Raw genomic sequence first — 15811 nt, 5'->3', positions numbered from 1 at the left:
GTTCTCAATTATTCTGCAAAGATATAAAAAAAATCGGGCAATAAAGCAAACCGGGCTCGTCTATAATTCCTTATGAATTGTTAACCGCTTGTATATCAGTAGAAAATAGACGAAATCTCACCTCCGGCTTTGGGACAACTTTTGCATTAATTTACGATATTTCTTCTTTATGTGGTAAATAATAGCTTATTTTGCACCGTTTTTGCAAACAACTAAGTTATATATAACCAATAAAAATGGAAATAGTACATACTATCAAGGACTTGCAGGCCGGACTTTCGGCTATGAGAGCCCAAGGTAAAAAGGTAGGTTTAGTGCCTACGATGGGAGCCTTGCATGCCGGTCATGCTTCATTGGTAAAACGTTGTGTGGCAGAGAATGATGCCGCTGTAGTAAGTGTTTTTGTAAATCCTACCCAGTTCAATGACCAGAATGATTTAGTCAAATATCCCCGTACGCTGGAAGCTGATTGTCGTCTGCTGGAAGAGTGCGGGGCTGCGTTTGTCTTTGCTCCGGCTGTGGAAGAGATGTATCCGGAACCGGATACCCGATGCTTCAGCTACGCACCCTTGGATACCGTTATGGAAGGCGCTTTTCGTCCGGGACACTTTAACGGCGTGTGCCAGATTGTGAGCAAGCTGTTTGATGCGGTACAGCCGGACCGCGCATATTTTGGTGAGAAAGATTTTCAACAACTGGCCATTATTCGTGAAATGGTACGCCGCATGAATTATCCGTTGGAGATTGTGGGCTGTCCTATCGTGCGTGAGGAGGACGGATTGGCCTTGAGCAGCCGTAATGCCCGTTTGTCCGTTGAAGAGCGCAAAAATGCTTTAAAAATTTCGCAGACTTTATTTGAAAGTCGTACCTTTGCAACTTCACATACAGTTGCCGAGACACAGAAATTTGTGGAGGATGCCGTTGCAGCCGCTCCCGGCTTGCGTTTGGAGTACTTCGAGCTGGTGGACGGTAATACGTTGCAGAAGATTGCCAATTGGGAAGATACCTCATATGCCGTAGGTTGCATTACGGTATTCTGTGGAGAAGTCCGCCTGATTGACAATATCAAGTATAAGGAGTAATAAACATAAAAAAGACAATCTTATGATGATTGAAGTGTTGAAGTCGAAAATCCATTGTGCCCGTGTTACGGAAGCTAACCTCAATTATATGGGAAGCATCACGATTGACGAGGATTTGATGGATGCCGCTAACATGATTGCCGGTGAAAAGGTTTATATTGCCGACAACAATAACGGTGAACGTTTTGAAACTTATATCATTAAAGGCGAGCGCGGTTCGGGTAAAATATGCTTGAACGGTGCGGCGGCCCGTAAGGTTCAACCGGATGACATTGTTATTATCATGTCGTATGCATTGATGGACTTTGAAGAAGCCAAGACGTTTAAGCCGACCGTGATTTTTCCCGACCCGGCAACAAACAAGGTGGTGAAGTAAGGTCTTTATCAGATAATAAAAAGAAAGTTCCGTTTGCTGAATGGCAAACGGAACTTTCTTTTTATGGTGAGGTTTCTTATTTCTTCAACTGCTCATTCATTGCCGCTGCCGCTTTTCGTCCGTCTCCCATGGCAAGGATTACGGTAGCGCCGCCACGGACAATGTCGCCGCCGGCATAGATGGTTGGTATAGACGACTGCATACTGTCGTTTACGGCAATGGTGCCTTTACGTCCTAATTCGAGTCCTTTGATGGAGCTGGGAACGATAGGGTTGGGAGATACGCCTACGCTGACGATAGCAAGGTCTATATCAATTGTTTCGGTAGCTCCCGGAATGGGTACAGGGCTGCGGCGTCCGGACGCGTCGGGTTCACCCAATTCCATCTTTTGAAGAACCACCTGCTTTACTTTTCCTTGTTCGTCGGCAATGTATTCTATCGGGTTGTGAAGTGTCAGGAACTCCACGCCTTCTTCTTTAGCGTGTTTCACCTCCTCCAAACGTGCGGGCATCTCTTCTTCCGAACGACGATAGATAATCATGGCGCGTTCGGCACCCAGACGACGGGCTGTGCGGACGGAGTCCATAGCCGTATTGCCACCTCCGATTACGGCTACGCATTTGCCGAAGGGCACAGGCGTATCGGAATCTTCACTGGCGGCGTCCATGAGGTTGACACGCGTCAGGTATTCGTTGGACGACAGGATGTTGATGGAATTTTCACCGGGGATATTCATGAAGTTAGGCAATCCGGCACCGGAAGCGACGAATATGCCTTTGAAGCCTTCTTCTTCCAGTTGCCCCACGCTTAATGTCTTGCCGATGATGCAGTCCTTAATGAACTTTACACCCATTTGGGCAAGGTTCTCGATTTCTACATCCACCACTTTGTTGGGCAAGCGGAATTCGGGAATACCGTATTTCAGTACGCCGCCGATTTCGTGCAGCGCTTCGAATACGGTAACGTCGTAGCCATATTTCGCCATGTCTCCCGCGAAAGACAGACCGGCGGGACCCGAACCGATTACGGCAATCTTGATACCGTTCTTTTCTTTGATTTCCGGTACGGAGATTTGTCCGCTTTCGCGTTCATAATCTGCAGCGAAGCGTTCCAGATAGCCAATGGCAACCGGCTTTTCGTTCATTTTTAAGTGGATACATTTGGACTCGCACTGCTTCTCCTGCGGGCAGACGCGACCGCAAACGGCGGGCAGTGCGCTGGTTTCTTTCAGCGTCTTGGCGGCTTCCAAGAACTCGCCGCGTTCTATATTTTTGATGAAACGGGGGATGTCTATACCTACGGGGCAACCCTCCATACAGCCCGGATTGGCGCAGTCCAAACAGCGCTTTGCTTCTGTCAACGCCTGTTCTTCGGTCAATCCCCGGTTTACTTCTTCTTTACGGCTGTGCGAACGGTATTCCGCATCCAGTTCGTTCATTTCCACGCGGGGAATGGCAGTACGTTCTTTGGCTTTCATGGATTTACGCAATTCTTGACGCCAAGCGGCATTGCGGCTCTTTTCGTCCGCTTCCCGAGTATTCTCGCCGGTAGCTTGGCAGGTTTGCGGTTCTTCCAACTTGTGCATCTCTTCACGTTCTATGTTTTTGAACGCACCCATGCGTTTCAGCATTTCGTCGAAATCTACTTGGTGACCGTCAAATTCCGGCCCGTCTACGCATACAAATTTGGTTTTACCACCGATGGTGATACGGCAAGCACCGCACATTCCTGTTCCGTCCACCATGATGGTATTCAGGGATACATCGGTAGGTATCTCGTATTTCTTTGTCAGCAAACAAACGAATTTCATCATAATGGCAGGACCGATACAGAAGCATTTGTCTACTTTCTCGCGTTTGATAACATCTTCCACGCCTTCCGTAACCAAGCCTTTGCGGCCGTACGAGCCGTCGTCCGTCATGATGATGACTTCGTCGGAACTTTCCCGCATCTCTTTTTCAAGGATAATCAGTTCTTTGGTGCGACCTGCCAATACCGTAATTACACGATTTCCGGCAGCCTTCAGCGCTTGCACGATAGGAAGCATCGGAGCCACGCCCACACCGCCGCCGGCGCAAACAACAGTCCCGAAGTTCTCAATATGGGTGGCTTGCCCCAGCGGACCAACAACATCGGTTATGTAATCGCCCTCATTCAGCTCGCACAGACGGGTGGATGAGAGGCCTACTTCTTGCACAACCAAAGTGATAGTTCCTTTTACAGGGTCGGCAGAGGCTATGGTCAGCGGCATACGCTCGCCTTTTTCGCCTACGCGTACTATTACAAAGTGTCCTGCCTTGCGTGATTTAGCAATTAACGGTGCTTCGATTACTAACTTGAAGACCTTTTCTGAGAAATGTTCTTTGCTAATGATTTTATTCATTATCTTATAATTTTGTTGGTATAATTACGTAATTTCTTTCAGAATGATAGATTTTGCAAAGATACGGCTTATTTGTTAATAACAAAGAATGTGCGGGGAAAAAAGAAGGCGGAAGAAGGGATAAGACGATTTTGAGGGAGGGGGAGGAAGGCTGTAAGCCTCATATCTTATAGCCCGGGGTAACACCCCGGGTAAGAACGGTATTTTCCTTTTGCGCCCTGTAAGGGCATAAGAATTAACTCCACAGGTATTCCTCCTTATACTCAACCTGATAACTTTTCAGGAATTCAACCAATTCCTCTTTGAAATTTTTCTTTGTGTGATGTTCTTTTTGGTTTCGGATATAATTGGTGACGGCGTCAACTTTTGATTGACTGACTGAAAATGCGGCATAACCGCTTTGCCATGCAAAATTGGAATATTGGGAATATTTGCCTTTTATCCATTTAGAGGAACTTCTTTTGATTTCTTGTAGTAGAATGGCGGTAGAAACGGTACTTGTCAATTCGCATAGAATGTGTATGTGATTGGCGGTGCCACCTATGATGATGCTTTTGCACAGGTTTTGGTTGATGATTCCACCTATGTAAGAGTGTATTTCATTCAGGTTTTTTTCCGGTAATAGGTCTTCGCGATTTTTGGTGGAGAAGATGATGTGTATGTAGATTTTGTTTAAGGATTGTGACATGATGTTTGGTTTTGCCCTTTCAGGGCGTAAGAGGAATGAGGGGATAATTAACCCGGGGTGTTACCCCGGGCTGTAAGCTATAAGGCTTTCAGCCTTCAGTTCTATGTTTCGGTCTTCAGTTTTATGTTCCAGTCTTCAGCTTTATGTTTCGGTCTTCAGCTCCGTCCCTCAGCCTTTTACTTCATAGCTTTTTGTTCTGACTTTCATTGCTCTTATTTTTGTAGTTCTAAGGAGTCACGTTGTTTTCTTCTTAGGCTGCCGGTCTTTGAATAAGAAAAGTGCGTCAGAATATGAAACTTCTATTATTCTGACGCACCTTTTGTTATTTTGGATGAGGAATGAAACCCCTTAGTCAATCATCTCAAATCCTGTATACGGAACCAGCGCTTTCGGAATACGGATACCCTCCGGAGTCTGGTTGTTTTCCAGTAAGGCTGCTACGATACGTGGCAGGGCGAGTGCAGAGCCGTTCAATGTGTGGCAAAGTTCTGTCTTCTTTTCTGCTGTACGGTAGCGGCATTTCAGGCGGTTGGCCTGATAAGTATCAAAGTTGGATACCGAACTGACTTCCAACCAACGTTTCTGTGCCTCAGAATATACCTCGAAGTCAAAGCAAAGGGCGGCGGTGAAACTCATGTCGCCACCACACAGGCGCAGGATGCGATAGGGTAGTTCAAGTTTTTGGAGCAATCCTTCCACGTGGTTCAACATTTCCTGATGGGATTCTTTGGAATGTTCCGGCTTGTCGATGCGCACCAATTCTACTTTGGAGAATTCGTGCAGGCGGTTCAAGCCGCGTACGTCTTTGCCGTATGAGCCTGCCTCGCGACGGAAGCATTGCGTATAAGCGCAGTTTTTGATGGGCAACTGCTTTTCGTCGAGGATTACGTCACGGTAGATGTTCGTTACGGGAACTTCGGCGGTTGGAATCAAATACAAGTCGTCTACTTCGCAATGATACATCTGCCCTTCTTTGTCGGGCAGCTGGCCTGTACCATAGCCGGAGGCAGCGTTAACCACCGTGGGAGGCATTATCTCGGTATAGCCGGATTTGCGCGCTTCGTCCAAGAAGAAGTTGATAAGTGCACGCTGAAGTTGTGCGCCTTTGCCTTTGTATACGGGAAAACCTGCACCTGTAATCTTAACACCCAAGTCGAAGTCTATCAAGTCGTATTTCTTGGCCAGTTCCCAGTGGGGAAGTGCGTCTTTGGGAAGTTCGGTTTCCATGCCGCCCATTTTCTCCACCACGTTGTCATCGGCGCCTACGCCTTCGGGTACACTGTCGTAAGGGATATTGGGGATTGTATAAAGTAGGTTCTGGAGTTCGGTTGCAGCCTGATCCATTTCTTCCTGCAATGCCTTGTTGGCTTCCTTGAGTTCGGCTACGCGATTTTTCGCGGCTTCGGCTTCATCTTTCTTACCCTCTTTCATTAACAGTCCGATAGACTTGGAAAGGGAGTTGACTTCCGACAGGTTCTTATCTAAGATTGTTTGGGTATTGCGTCGTTTGTTGTTAGTTTCCAGCACTTGCTCAATGGTTTCTTTGGCATTTTTGAAGTGCTTTTTCTCCAGTCCGCGGATTACCGCGTCGGTGTTGTCTGTAATTTGTTTAATGGTAAGCATATCTTATACTTGTTTTTATGATACTCTGGATTTGCGAGGACAAAGATAGTGCAAATCAAAAGTAATACAAAAAAGAAACTTGCTTATTTTTACGTTTAAAAAGAAAGGGATGCAATCTAACTGATTGCATCCCTTTGCTTTATTTTTTGTCCGGAAACTTATGCTTCTGCGTTTTCAGCGGGAATGATAGAGACAGATCTTCTGTCTGCCTTACCTACCTTGAACTGTACAGTTCCGTCTACCAAAGCGAAAAGAGTGTGGTCTTTACCCATACCGATGTTGTCACCCGGGTGGAATTCAGTACCTCTTTGACGAACGATGATGTTACCTGCCTTGCAAGCTTCGCCACCAAATATCTTAACGCCTAATCTCTTACTCTGTGATTCGCGGCCGTTCTTAGAACTACCGACACCTTTTTTATGTGCCATTTCTTCTTACTTTTTTAATTGATTAAGCTACTACTTCCTTAATTGTTAACTCTGTGAATTGTTGACGGTGACCGTTCAATTTGCGATGACCTTTTCTTCTTTTCTTGTGGAAAACAAGAACTTTTTCACCTTTTACCAAACCGGAAACAACTTCGCAAACTACCTTTGCGCCTTCTACAGTAGGAGCACCTACAGTGATGTTACCGTCTTTGTCTACCAAAAGAACTTTCTCGAATTCTACTGTCGCACCGGCTTCTGCATTCTGCATATGGTGTACAAACAGCTTTTTGCCAGCTTCTGCTTTGAATTGCTGACCGTTGATTTCTACAATTGCGTACATTTCTTATATATAATGTATAAGTTAGCTCCGTCGGGTGGTCTCTAATCACTTAGAAAGCACTTAATTAAACCCGGTGCGGAATAATCGGGCACAAAAGTACCTCTTTTATTTGGAACGGGCAAATGTTTCTTCCTCTTTTTTAAGACAATTAATATTTTCATGTTTAGACGGTTTTCCCGCGATAAGCCGGTGTTCCGGAAGCGGTGTCAGGCAACAGAAGCGTGAATTGCTATTCGTTCCTCCACGGTGGAACGAAAAGTTCTCCATGAAGGAACGATTTAAATCTTGCAGGAATTATGCGTAAGTAAGGAAACAGAAAAGTGCGACGAATACGGCGAAAAGTGCCAGCAGCAAGAGGATGCGCCGTATGTTTGTGTTCTTCGGAGCAACGACGGGCAGCGGCTCTTGCTCTAACAACTCTTCCAAGCTGCTCATTATCTTTTTGTGCGGGTAGCGTTGCAGTTCTTCGGCGGTGGTCATGCCATGCGTGATGCCTGCAAAGTCCACCCCTGCCTTTTGGGCTGTTTCCGCATCTACCGTACTGTCGCCGATGTACAGTGTTTCGGCTTTAGTGGTGTGTAGCTGTTTGATGGCAAGCAAGAGCCCTTCGGGGGAGGGTTTGGGTGTTTTTACGTCTTCTCCGCCGATGATGATGTCTAGAAAATCTTCAGGAAAGTGCTGGCTCAGCAGTTCTTTTATGCGATAGCGAAACTTGGTGGAGATGATTCCTATGCGGGCGCCGGAATCTTTTAAAGCTATCAGTACGGATTTGGTTTCAAGGAACAGTACCGTGTTGACGGTCATATGCGTATCTGCCTCTCTTACGTATTCTTTTTTGAATTCGGCAAGTTGCAGGGGATCGGTTACACCGGAAAGAATGGAAAAAGAATCTTCCAATGTCTTGCCGATGGTACGCTTAATGTCGTCGTCTGTGGGGCGAGTGTAGCCATGGCGGTTCAGCACGTTGCGAAAGCAAGTAACAATGCCACGCGAAGAATCGGCAAGCGTATAGTCGAAATCAAAGAGGTAGGTTGTATAATTCATAAGTTTTTTTGTGGGCGAAGTTATGAATAAATCGGAATTTTGTGTTACACTTGTTTATTGGATTTCTTAATATTAGCTGCTTTGCGCTTTATTGTATCCTACCTCCGCAGAGCCAGTATTGCGTATAGTACTTCTCTTTGAGACTGCTGACGATGACTCCCTGACTGGTGCTGGCATGAATGAACTTGCCGTCTTTCAAATAGATGCCTACATGGGCTACCTTTTTACGCGATGAGCGGCTGGTGAAAAACACCAAGTCTCCTTCACGCAGGTTGCGGCGGGCTATTCTGTGGCTTTCTTTTAGTTGCCCGTCCGTGCTGTGCGATAAGTGTATGCGGTAGGTTTTCTTATAAAGTTGGGATACCAGACCGGAACAGTCCGTTCCATGCTTGTTGTCGCCGCCGGACCGATAGGGAGTACCTATCCATCCGGCTGCATTGATATAGAGTTTGTGGTTGTCTGTCAATTCAATATCCATACCCAGACGCACAGAGGCTTTTGCCAGGGCCTTATAGTCAAAGCGGGGAGCGGCAGTATGGCAGGAACTTAAACAGAATACTAACCCTATGAGAGCAATTGTATAAGAAAAGGATTGTTTCATGCTTATTCTTCTGCGGGTGTTTCTTCGTCTGTACTATCTGCAACTCCTGTATCGGCTTCTTCTACGCTGACATTGAAATAGGCTTCCAGTTCCTTTTCTGCCGAATTGTTCTCGTTTTGTATGTCACGAATGATAATTCCGTGTTCCAACAAGGCGATGCGCGGGCATACATCTACCGTGTGGTTAAGGTTGTGACTGGAGATGATGACGGTGGCTCCGTGTTCTTCGTTGTACTTTTTCAGCAGTTGCTTGATGATGGACTGCGAACTGGGGTCGAGGAAGTTGAAGGGTTCGTCCAATATCAGTAGTTGCGGATGGTGCAGCATGGCGGAGATGATACCTATTTTTTGTTTGTTTCCGGCTGAGAAATTGCGTATGAACTTCTTCTGTCCCATGACTTCACCGTTCATGAAGCGTTCAAAGGGAGCGATACGTTCATCTACTTCTTCTTTTTTCAGACCGTACATCCTGCCGATGAAATAGAAATATTCCTCCGGGGTGAGATAGTCTATCAGGAAACCGTCGTCAATGAAGGCGCCGGTAAATTTCTTCCAATCCTCGTTTTTACATACATCTATGTCATTGATGGTGACATTGCCGCGGTCGGCTTGCAATAAATCCAGTATCAGTCGGAAAAGGGTAGTCTTTCCGGCTCCGTTATTACCTACCAAACCTAACATATCACCTTGATGGATGGTGTAGTTGTCGATATCTACGGCGGTCTTTTCGCCAAAGCGTTTTTGTAAATTATTTATCTGAATCATAGCCATAAATTATAAATCTAAATTATAAACCTCATTGTCTGCTGTCTCTGAATCCTTCCATATTCTTGTAGCGTCGTTTCATGAAACGATGATACACGTTCTTCAACCAAAAACGAGAAGTCAGTATAAATCCCGCACCGATTGCAATCAATATCCAAGCTGTAACGGTGGGACCGAAAAAGGCTGTCAGTGTAAAGTTCATAAGAAGGGGCACACCGAATGCCGCTCCGGAAATCAGGTTCTGTAGTCCGGTTCCCATATTTTGGCGGTTGGTCATTTTGGCATTCAAATCCACCGTCTTGTTGTTGTATACTGCCAATTGGAACAGGCAGAAGTAAACGCCACCGGCTACAAATATGGCCCAGGCAATGCAACTCAGTACAGATAGTTTGCCGCTTGCCATGGCGGGTATCATCAGGATTAGGGGTATGAGTATGGCAATGCTGTATAAGATATACTTGGCGCGGAGCAATGTATAGATAGACTCTTTGCGACTCATCAGCCCGTCAATATAATTGCCTTCGTAGCTCATCAGGCTCGACAGGAACAGAATACCGAAAATCACAAAGTTGTAGACCATGATAAAACTCTTCATCCCCTGGCCATCGTATACTTCGGTAAAACTCAGGGCGCAGGTAAAGGCTATGACAACCAAGAATACAGTGCGCAGGGCCGTCTTGCAGACTTTGTTGCGCAGTAGCATCTTCAGTTCCAGTCGCATATACTCTCCGATTTCACCGTAGCGGTCCAAGAACTTGTATTCGGATACATGCTTTACCTTAGTGTCTTCTACTTTGTTTATTTCGTTGTAAATCAGTTTAATCATTAGTCTGCGGTTGATGAACCATAGCACTGCGATAGCTGCGGATGTCCCGATGAAAGCAATAAGATGCCCGAGGATAAATTCTTCTCCCAAGTCGGTAGACCAATCAAATAGCAGGCTGTTTTCCGGTATGAACAGTCCGGCCGCTATGGCTCCGTACACCAATACCGGCAAGGCTATCCACCAGATGCGTTCGTTCATTAATGTGCGGCATAGCAGGAACCAGTAATTGTTGAGTACCATCAATAACCATATTCCGATACTATAGGTCAGCACGCCTGTTATACCATAGAATTTAGTGATGCTGATGATAGCGAACGGAACAAAGAAGAAGAGCCATATCAGGTTGAAACCGTTTAGTCCGGAACGTATCAGCAGGAAGTCAATGAGGCGATTGCGTCTTATCGGCAGCAGGAGGTAAGGTTTTACTTCTTGGGTGGGCGTCTTCTGAAACGGGAAGCGCATCAGGAAGTCCAAAGCAAGAACAAATATCAGTCCGCTGTTCAATACATGGTATGCCTCGGTTGAACTGTCACTGAAAGCAATAGCAAACAATGTTCCGAGAAAAATCAGATAGCCGGCCCAGAACACAGCCATGAAGTACATCCAGAACTTTCCGAATTTGTTCTTTTCATACATTGGGTTTCGCTTGGCAGCCAACTTTCCTTGTTTACGTAATTCTATAAAGAGGCTCATAATGGATGGGTGGTTAGTGTATATGAAAAAGGCTGCGCTGCCTTACGAACAACGCAGCCTTTTTTAGAAACTGTTTTTGAGGTTGGAAAGCTGAAAGCCTCTTTGCTGATGATATGATTCGTGAAGCTCTGTTCTACAAATCTAAAGGTCTACTCTGCAACTCTAAAGGTCAGCTTTACAACTCTAAAGGTAAATGCCTTTATTTCTTTTCGGGACTAATCATTGAAACAGTGATTTGATTCTTTTGTTTCAAGAGTTCGTCGGCAAAGCGCTGAACGTCCTTGGTGGTGATACTGTTAATGATTTTTTCGTAGTCCTTCACCGGGTTTACGCCGGTATACAGATACTCGTCTATGCTGTTCAGCCAATAACCGTTTTCTTTCAGGTCTTCGTTGTGCTTCTTCAGCATATATTCTTTCACCTTGTTCAGGCTGGCTTCGTCAGGACCGTTCTTGGCAAAGGCTTCTGCCTCGGCATAGATAATCTTCATCAGTTTGTCTTGTTTTTCGGGAGCTGTATTGAAGAAGATTTGAAGGACGGCTTTCTCCGTCGGATATTTAAGGAGTTGTCCTCTCGGATATACACCGTAAGTACCGCCTTCGTCTTCACGTACTTTTTCGGTGTAGATAAGGTTCAGAAGCTGGTCGGTCATGCTCATAAGGATGTCATTGCGAAGGTTGTATTGGCAAGTGCCGCTATAGCAGATGAAATTGTTTACTTTCGGAGTTTCCTGTTGGCGGATAAATTCATTCTTGTAGACACCCTTACGCATTGCAATGTGATTGTCTTTGAACGTTTCCTTGCGGTTGATGGAAGGCAATGAACCCAAGTAAGATTCAATCAGGGGTTTCACGGCTTCTACGTCAACATTTCCTACAAAGATGAAGGTGAAGTCGCTGGCATCTTTGAAGCGGTCTTGATACATAGACAGGATTTTGTCATAATCCATCTTGTCCACCATGTCAGCTTTCATACGCAGGGTTCTGGGATGCTTCATGTAGAGAGTGGAGGTGATGGAATCGCTGAATGAAGAGCCGGGATTCAGGTCCATATTCTGCAATTCGGCTTTGCTGCGGTTCTTGTAGGATGCAAAAGCGTCATTGTCACGTCTCGGAGCGGTGAAAGTAAGATAGGTGAGTTGCATCATTGTCTCAAAGTCTTTAGGAGAGCAATTGCCGACTACGGCCTCTGTCTTATCACCGATACCATAGTTTACGGAAGCTTTTTTACCGGCTAAAGTCTTTTCAAGTTCAATAGCGCTGAAATTACCCAGACCACCTAATGCTACCGCATCCAGTCCGTTGATGTTGATGATTTCCGAATCGGGGAAGAGTGAACTGCCACCCATACTAACACCTTTCATGCGGATTTCGTCAGCTTTGAAATCTGTCTTTTTAATGATGACTTTTACACCGTTGGACAGTGTCAGCATAGTAGTTCCAAAGATATCATCTTTCTTTTCAGAAACGATTTTACCGCCTTTCGGGGCTTCCTTCATCAAAGGCTCGTTAGAAACTTTGTCTACATACGGAGTCAGTTTCTCTGATTTTACTTCTTTCAGAAGATTCTTAAGAGCCTCTTCCGTAGGAAGTGTCAGACCTTCTTTTTCAGGACCAAACAGAGCAACGACTTGGTTACTGTCTGTCACCATTTGTTGCATCATTTGGTTCAGGGCAGCTACCGGAATAGCCGGAGCTATTTGGTTGATGATGGCATATTCGTCGGCAATTCCCGGAATAGGCTCGTTGTCGAGGAAGTGGCGGACATATTCTTTTACATAACTTTCGTTCTTACGTTTGTCGCGTTCTTGGAAAGCGGACTCCAAGTGGCGTAAATATTCTGCACGGGCACGACTGTATTCTGTTTCTGTGAATCCGAATTGGCGGGCGCGTTCTATTTCGCGGAGAATGGTTGAGATACCGTTTTCAATGGCATCTTCTTTGCAAACTACGACACTGGTGAGAGCATCCTTTGTCTTGGCTACGAAGAAATCATCATCGTATGTTGTAGCGTAGATGTAAGGTGGGTTGGCAACCTGGAGCAACTCGTTCAGACGTGCGTTCAGCATATTGGTGATGAGGGTCGCTGCATAGTTTTGCATCAGGTAGCCTACATTGTTCTTTTCTTCATCGGGAGTGGCTTCATGCTTGTTGAAAATGAAGGTTTGTACATATGGCTGTTCTTTGTCTTTGGCAACCAATATGATAGGTTCTTTATTGTCGGTTACAGGATAATATTCACGTTTGGCGGCATTGGGTTGTGAGGGAATGTCGGCAAATGTTTTTTTGATTAGAGCTTCAATGGCATCTACATCAATGTCACCTACCACTACTATCCCTTGCAAATCGGGACGATACCACTTTTCGTAATAGTCTCTTAGTGTTTGAGGCTTGAAATTCATCACAACATCCATTGTTCCGATGGGGAAACAGTTGGCGTATTTGGTTCCGGCAAACATCGTTGGAAGCATTTTTTCCTGAAAACGTTGCATGGCGCTCATGCGGGTACGCCATTCTTCATTGATAACGCCACGTTCTTTATCAATCTCTTTGGGATCCAGAATAAGATCGTTACTCCAGTCGTGCAGAATCAACAGACAGGAGTCGATGGCGCCCGGAGTGCCGACCGGTACGTTGGAAATGTTGTAGACTGTTTCGTCTATAGAGGTATAGGCGTTGAGGTTCTCACCAAATTTCACACCGATACGTTCCAGATACTGTATCAGGGAGTTACCGGGAAAGTGAGTTGTTCCATTGAAGCACATATGTTCAAGGAAATGGGCTAGACCGCGTTGGTTGTCTTCTTCTTGTATGGAACCTACTTTTTGGGCAATATAGAAGTCGGCCCGGTTGGCGGGAAGACTGTTTTTGCGGATGTAATAAGTTAATCCGTTATCCAGTTTGCCGATGCGGACATCCTTGTCGATAGGAATAGGGGGCATTTGTTGGGCAAATACCTGCTGGAAGTTACAGCATACGATTAATGCAACAATCCATAAGTTGCGTAATAAATGTTTCATCATTATTTGATTTTAAAATGTTTTTGCCTTATCTGTCGAAACGGTAAATAATAAATCACAAAACGTTTTTGTTTTTTTATTTAATCGCTTCCCGGATACGTACTAATTTAGTTAAAAGTCCCTCCAATAAATCCAATTTCAACATATTGGCACCATCGCTCTTGGCTATCGCAGGATTCTCGTGTGTTTCGATGAACAGGCCGTCTGCACCGACGGCTATACCGGCTTTGGCTACGGTTTCAATCAGTTGCGGCATACCGCCTGTGACACCGCTGGTTTGGTTGGGCTGTTGCAGGGAATGGGTTACGTCCAGTATGACGGGAAAACCGAAAGTCTGCATTTCCGGTATCCCGCGATAGTCTACTACGAGGTCTTGATAGCCGAAAGTCGTTCCACGTTCGGTTATCATGACGTTGTTATTTCCGGCTTCCACCACCTTGTCTGCCGCAAAACGCATGGCAAGCGGAGAAAGGAACTGGCCTTTTTTGATATTGATGATTTTGCCGGTCTTGGCTGCGGCTACCAGTAGGTCGGTTTGCCTGCAAAGAAAAGCGGGAATCTGTAGGATGTCCACATATTCGGCTGCCATTACGGCTTCCTCTGCAGCATGTATATCTGTTACGGTAGGTACTCCGAACGTGTCGTGTACTTTCTGTAGGATTTTCAATGCTTTTTCGTCGCCTATACCCATAAATGAGTCTAAGCGTGAACGGTTTGCCTTGCGGTAAGAACCTTTAAATACATAAGGGATTTGTAATTTATCGGTAATGGTTACTACACGCTCGGCAATACGCATTGCCATATCTTCTCCTTCGATGACACAGGGACCTGCCAATAGGAAGAAATTTCCGGCAGGATTATTTTTAAGTTCAATCATATATTTATAAGTTATAAAAAGTTCGTTTTTCAGTTTGGTATAATCAATGTTATCGCTTCGTGCAGCACTCCGATGTCCAATGGAAAATGGCGGTCGAGGATGCGTCCGTCCAAATCTACGGAAGCATTCTGTGCACGTAATACTTTTATCTTTTGGGTACGATAGGGCTTTACTACTTTGTGGTTTAGGATTCTCCCTTCCATCAGCATCCATATTCCCGAAAAAAGCTGTAATAATTCGGGGCGATAGATGACCGATACGTCCAGCCAGCCATTGTAGGGTACTGCGCTGGGGGCTTGTCCGTATCCCCATGCACTGCCTATACATATTGTCATAATACGTCCGCGTATGTGCTCTCCATTGATTTTAAGGTGCACACGGTATAGCTTCCTCTCGAATATCAATGAGAGGAATGCCATGAAATAAGAAAGGAACTTCACGCCCCAAAAGCGCTTGCACTGGTCGGTGATTTTCACGATGCTGGCTCCGAGACCGATGTTGATGGCATTCAGGAAATAGCGGGTCTTATGTTTTTCGCCGTCATAGTAGTAGCATGTGCCTACGTCTATTTTTCGGCGGCGATTATTGATGATGCAATCTACCGCTTCCTTATATTCCGAGCTCATCTCCCAATATTTGGCAAAGTCATTACCTATGCCATTGGGGATAATTCCGAGCGCAATATTCTCTTTATCCTCGGCATTGGAAAGCATGATACCGTTGATGGCATCGTTCAGTGCACCGTCACCGCCTACGACGACAATAGTACGGTAGCCGTTGCTGGCAAGGATGCCTGCCAGACGCTCTACCGAGCCGAACCCTTCGGACTGCACATAATCATAAGACACGCCTTTGCTATCCATATATGCCTTAATCTCTTTCCACCGCTTCTGCACCTTGCGTGTTCCGGCTTTGGGGTTATAAATCACCCCCCACTTATCAGGTTCTACACTCATCGGGTTATTTTACGATTTATTCCCTACGGTCATGACATATCTTTCATCTTTAACACATAGGTACGTTGACTATTTATGATTTTACTATTTGATACTTCACAATCATCTCTC

General features: G+C 45.5%; 13 protein-coding genes and 1 pseudogene. 2 read left to right on the top strand and 12 right to left on the bottom strand.

The window, feature by feature from the left end:
• The first annotated feature begins 236 nt into the window (after positions 1–236).
• Together panC and panD are read left to right on the top strand one after the other, a co-directional pair.
• Positions 237–1082, top strand: a complete 846-nt coding sequence (gene panC, locus DW121_RS00625; RefSeq protein WP_118322718.1) for a pantoate--beta-alanine ligase — start codon at positions 237–239, stop codon at positions 1080–1082.
• Positions 1083–1104: 22 nt separating this feature from the next.
• The gene (gene panD, locus DW121_RS00620; protein WP_004289575.1) at positions 1105–1458 is read left to right on the top strand and encodes an aspartate 1-decarboxylase; all 354 of its coding nucleotides are present in this window, start codon (positions 1105–1107) and stop codon (positions 1456–1458) included.
• Between the two features lie 76 nt (positions 1459–1534).
• Here panD and DW121_RS00615 read toward each other — a convergent pair whose 3' ends face one another.
• The 12 genes and pseudogenes from DW121_RS00615 to DW121_RS00560 all read right to left on the bottom strand — a co-directional run bounded on the left by DW121_RS00615 (position 1535) and on the right by DW121_RS00560 (position 15700).
• Positions 1535–3841, bottom strand: coding sequence for a bifunctional dihydroorotate dehydrogenase B NAD binding subunit/NADPH-dependent glutamate synthase (locus tag DW121_RS00615; RefSeq protein ID WP_118322716.1), 2307 nt, complete (start codon positions 3839–3841; stop codon positions 1535–1537).
• Between the two features lie 235 nt (positions 3842–4076).
• Positions 4077–4529, bottom strand: a complete 453-nt coding sequence (tnpA, locus tag DW121_RS00610; protein ID WP_117711206.1) for an IS200/IS605 family transposase — start codon at positions 4527–4529, stop codon at positions 4077–4079.
• A 348-nt stretch (positions 4530–4877) separates the two neighbouring features.
• Positions 4878–6152 carry a serine--tRNA ligase gene (serS, locus tag DW121_RS00605; protein ID WP_118322713.1) on the bottom strand — a complete coding sequence of 425 codons (1275 nt, stop codon included), beginning with the start codon at positions 6150–6152 and terminating at the stop codon, positions 4878–4880.
• A 158-nt stretch (positions 6153–6310) separates the two neighbouring features.
• Positions 6311–6580, bottom strand: coding sequence for a 50S ribosomal protein L27 (gene rpmA, locus DW121_RS00600; RefSeq protein ID WP_117711208.1), 270 nt, complete (start codon positions 6578–6580; stop codon positions 6311–6313).
• A gap of 22 nt (positions 6581–6602) precedes the next feature.
• Positions 6603–6920, bottom strand: a complete 318-nt coding sequence (gene rplU / locus DW121_RS00595) for a 50S ribosomal protein L21 (protein ID WP_117711209.1) — start codon at positions 6918–6920, stop codon at positions 6603–6605.
• A 411-nt stretch (positions 6921–7331) separates the two neighbouring features.
• Positions 7332–7964 (bottom strand): annotated as a pseudogene (locus DW121_RS00590) (HAD family hydrolase); the annotation flags it as partial.
• Positions 7965–8052: 88 nt separating this feature from the next.
• Positions 8053–8565, bottom strand: coding sequence for a C40 family peptidase (locus DW121_RS00585; RefSeq protein WP_118322711.1), 513 nt, complete (start codon positions 8563–8565; stop codon positions 8053–8055).
• Between the two features lie 2 nt (positions 8566–8567).
• A complete protein-coding gene (locus tag DW121_RS00580; RefSeq protein ID WP_117711246.1) occupies positions 8568–9329 on the bottom strand; it encodes an ABC transporter ATP-binding protein in 762 nt (253 codons plus the stop codon).
• 31 nt (positions 9330–9360) lie between these two features.
• Entirely contained in the window at positions 9361–10848 is a 1488-nt protein-coding gene (locus tag DW121_RS00575; protein WP_117711212.1) for a DUF5687 family protein, read from the bottom strand.
• Between the two features lie 199 nt (positions 10849–11047).
• On the bottom strand, positions 11048–13867 hold the full coding sequence (locus DW121_RS00570) for a M16 family metallopeptidase (protein ID WP_187119989.1): 2820 nt from the start codon (positions 13865–13867) through the stop codon (positions 11048–11050).
• A gap of 76 nt (positions 13868–13943) precedes the next feature.
• Complete coding sequence (gene kdsA, locus DW121_RS00565) at positions 13944–14744, bottom strand: 3-deoxy-8-phosphooctulonate synthase (protein WP_117711214.1); 801 nt, start codon at positions 14742–14744, stop codon at positions 13944–13946.
• Positions 14745–14773: 29 nt separating this feature from the next.
• A complete protein-coding gene (locus DW121_RS00560) occupies positions 14774–15700 on the bottom strand; it encodes a diacylglycerol/lipid kinase family protein (protein WP_117711215.1) in 927 nt (308 codons plus the stop codon).
• Between the last annotated feature and the right edge of the window lie 111 nt (positions 15701–15811).

Source organism: Bacteroides sp. AM10-21B, assembly GCF_003472565.1.
GTDB classification, from domain to species: Bacteria; Bacteroidota; Bacteroidia; order Bacteroidales; family Bacteroidaceae; genus Bacteroides; species Bacteroides propionicigenes.
Note: the sequence above shows the minus strand (reverse complement) of the source record. Positions and strands in the feature narration are given on the sequence as shown.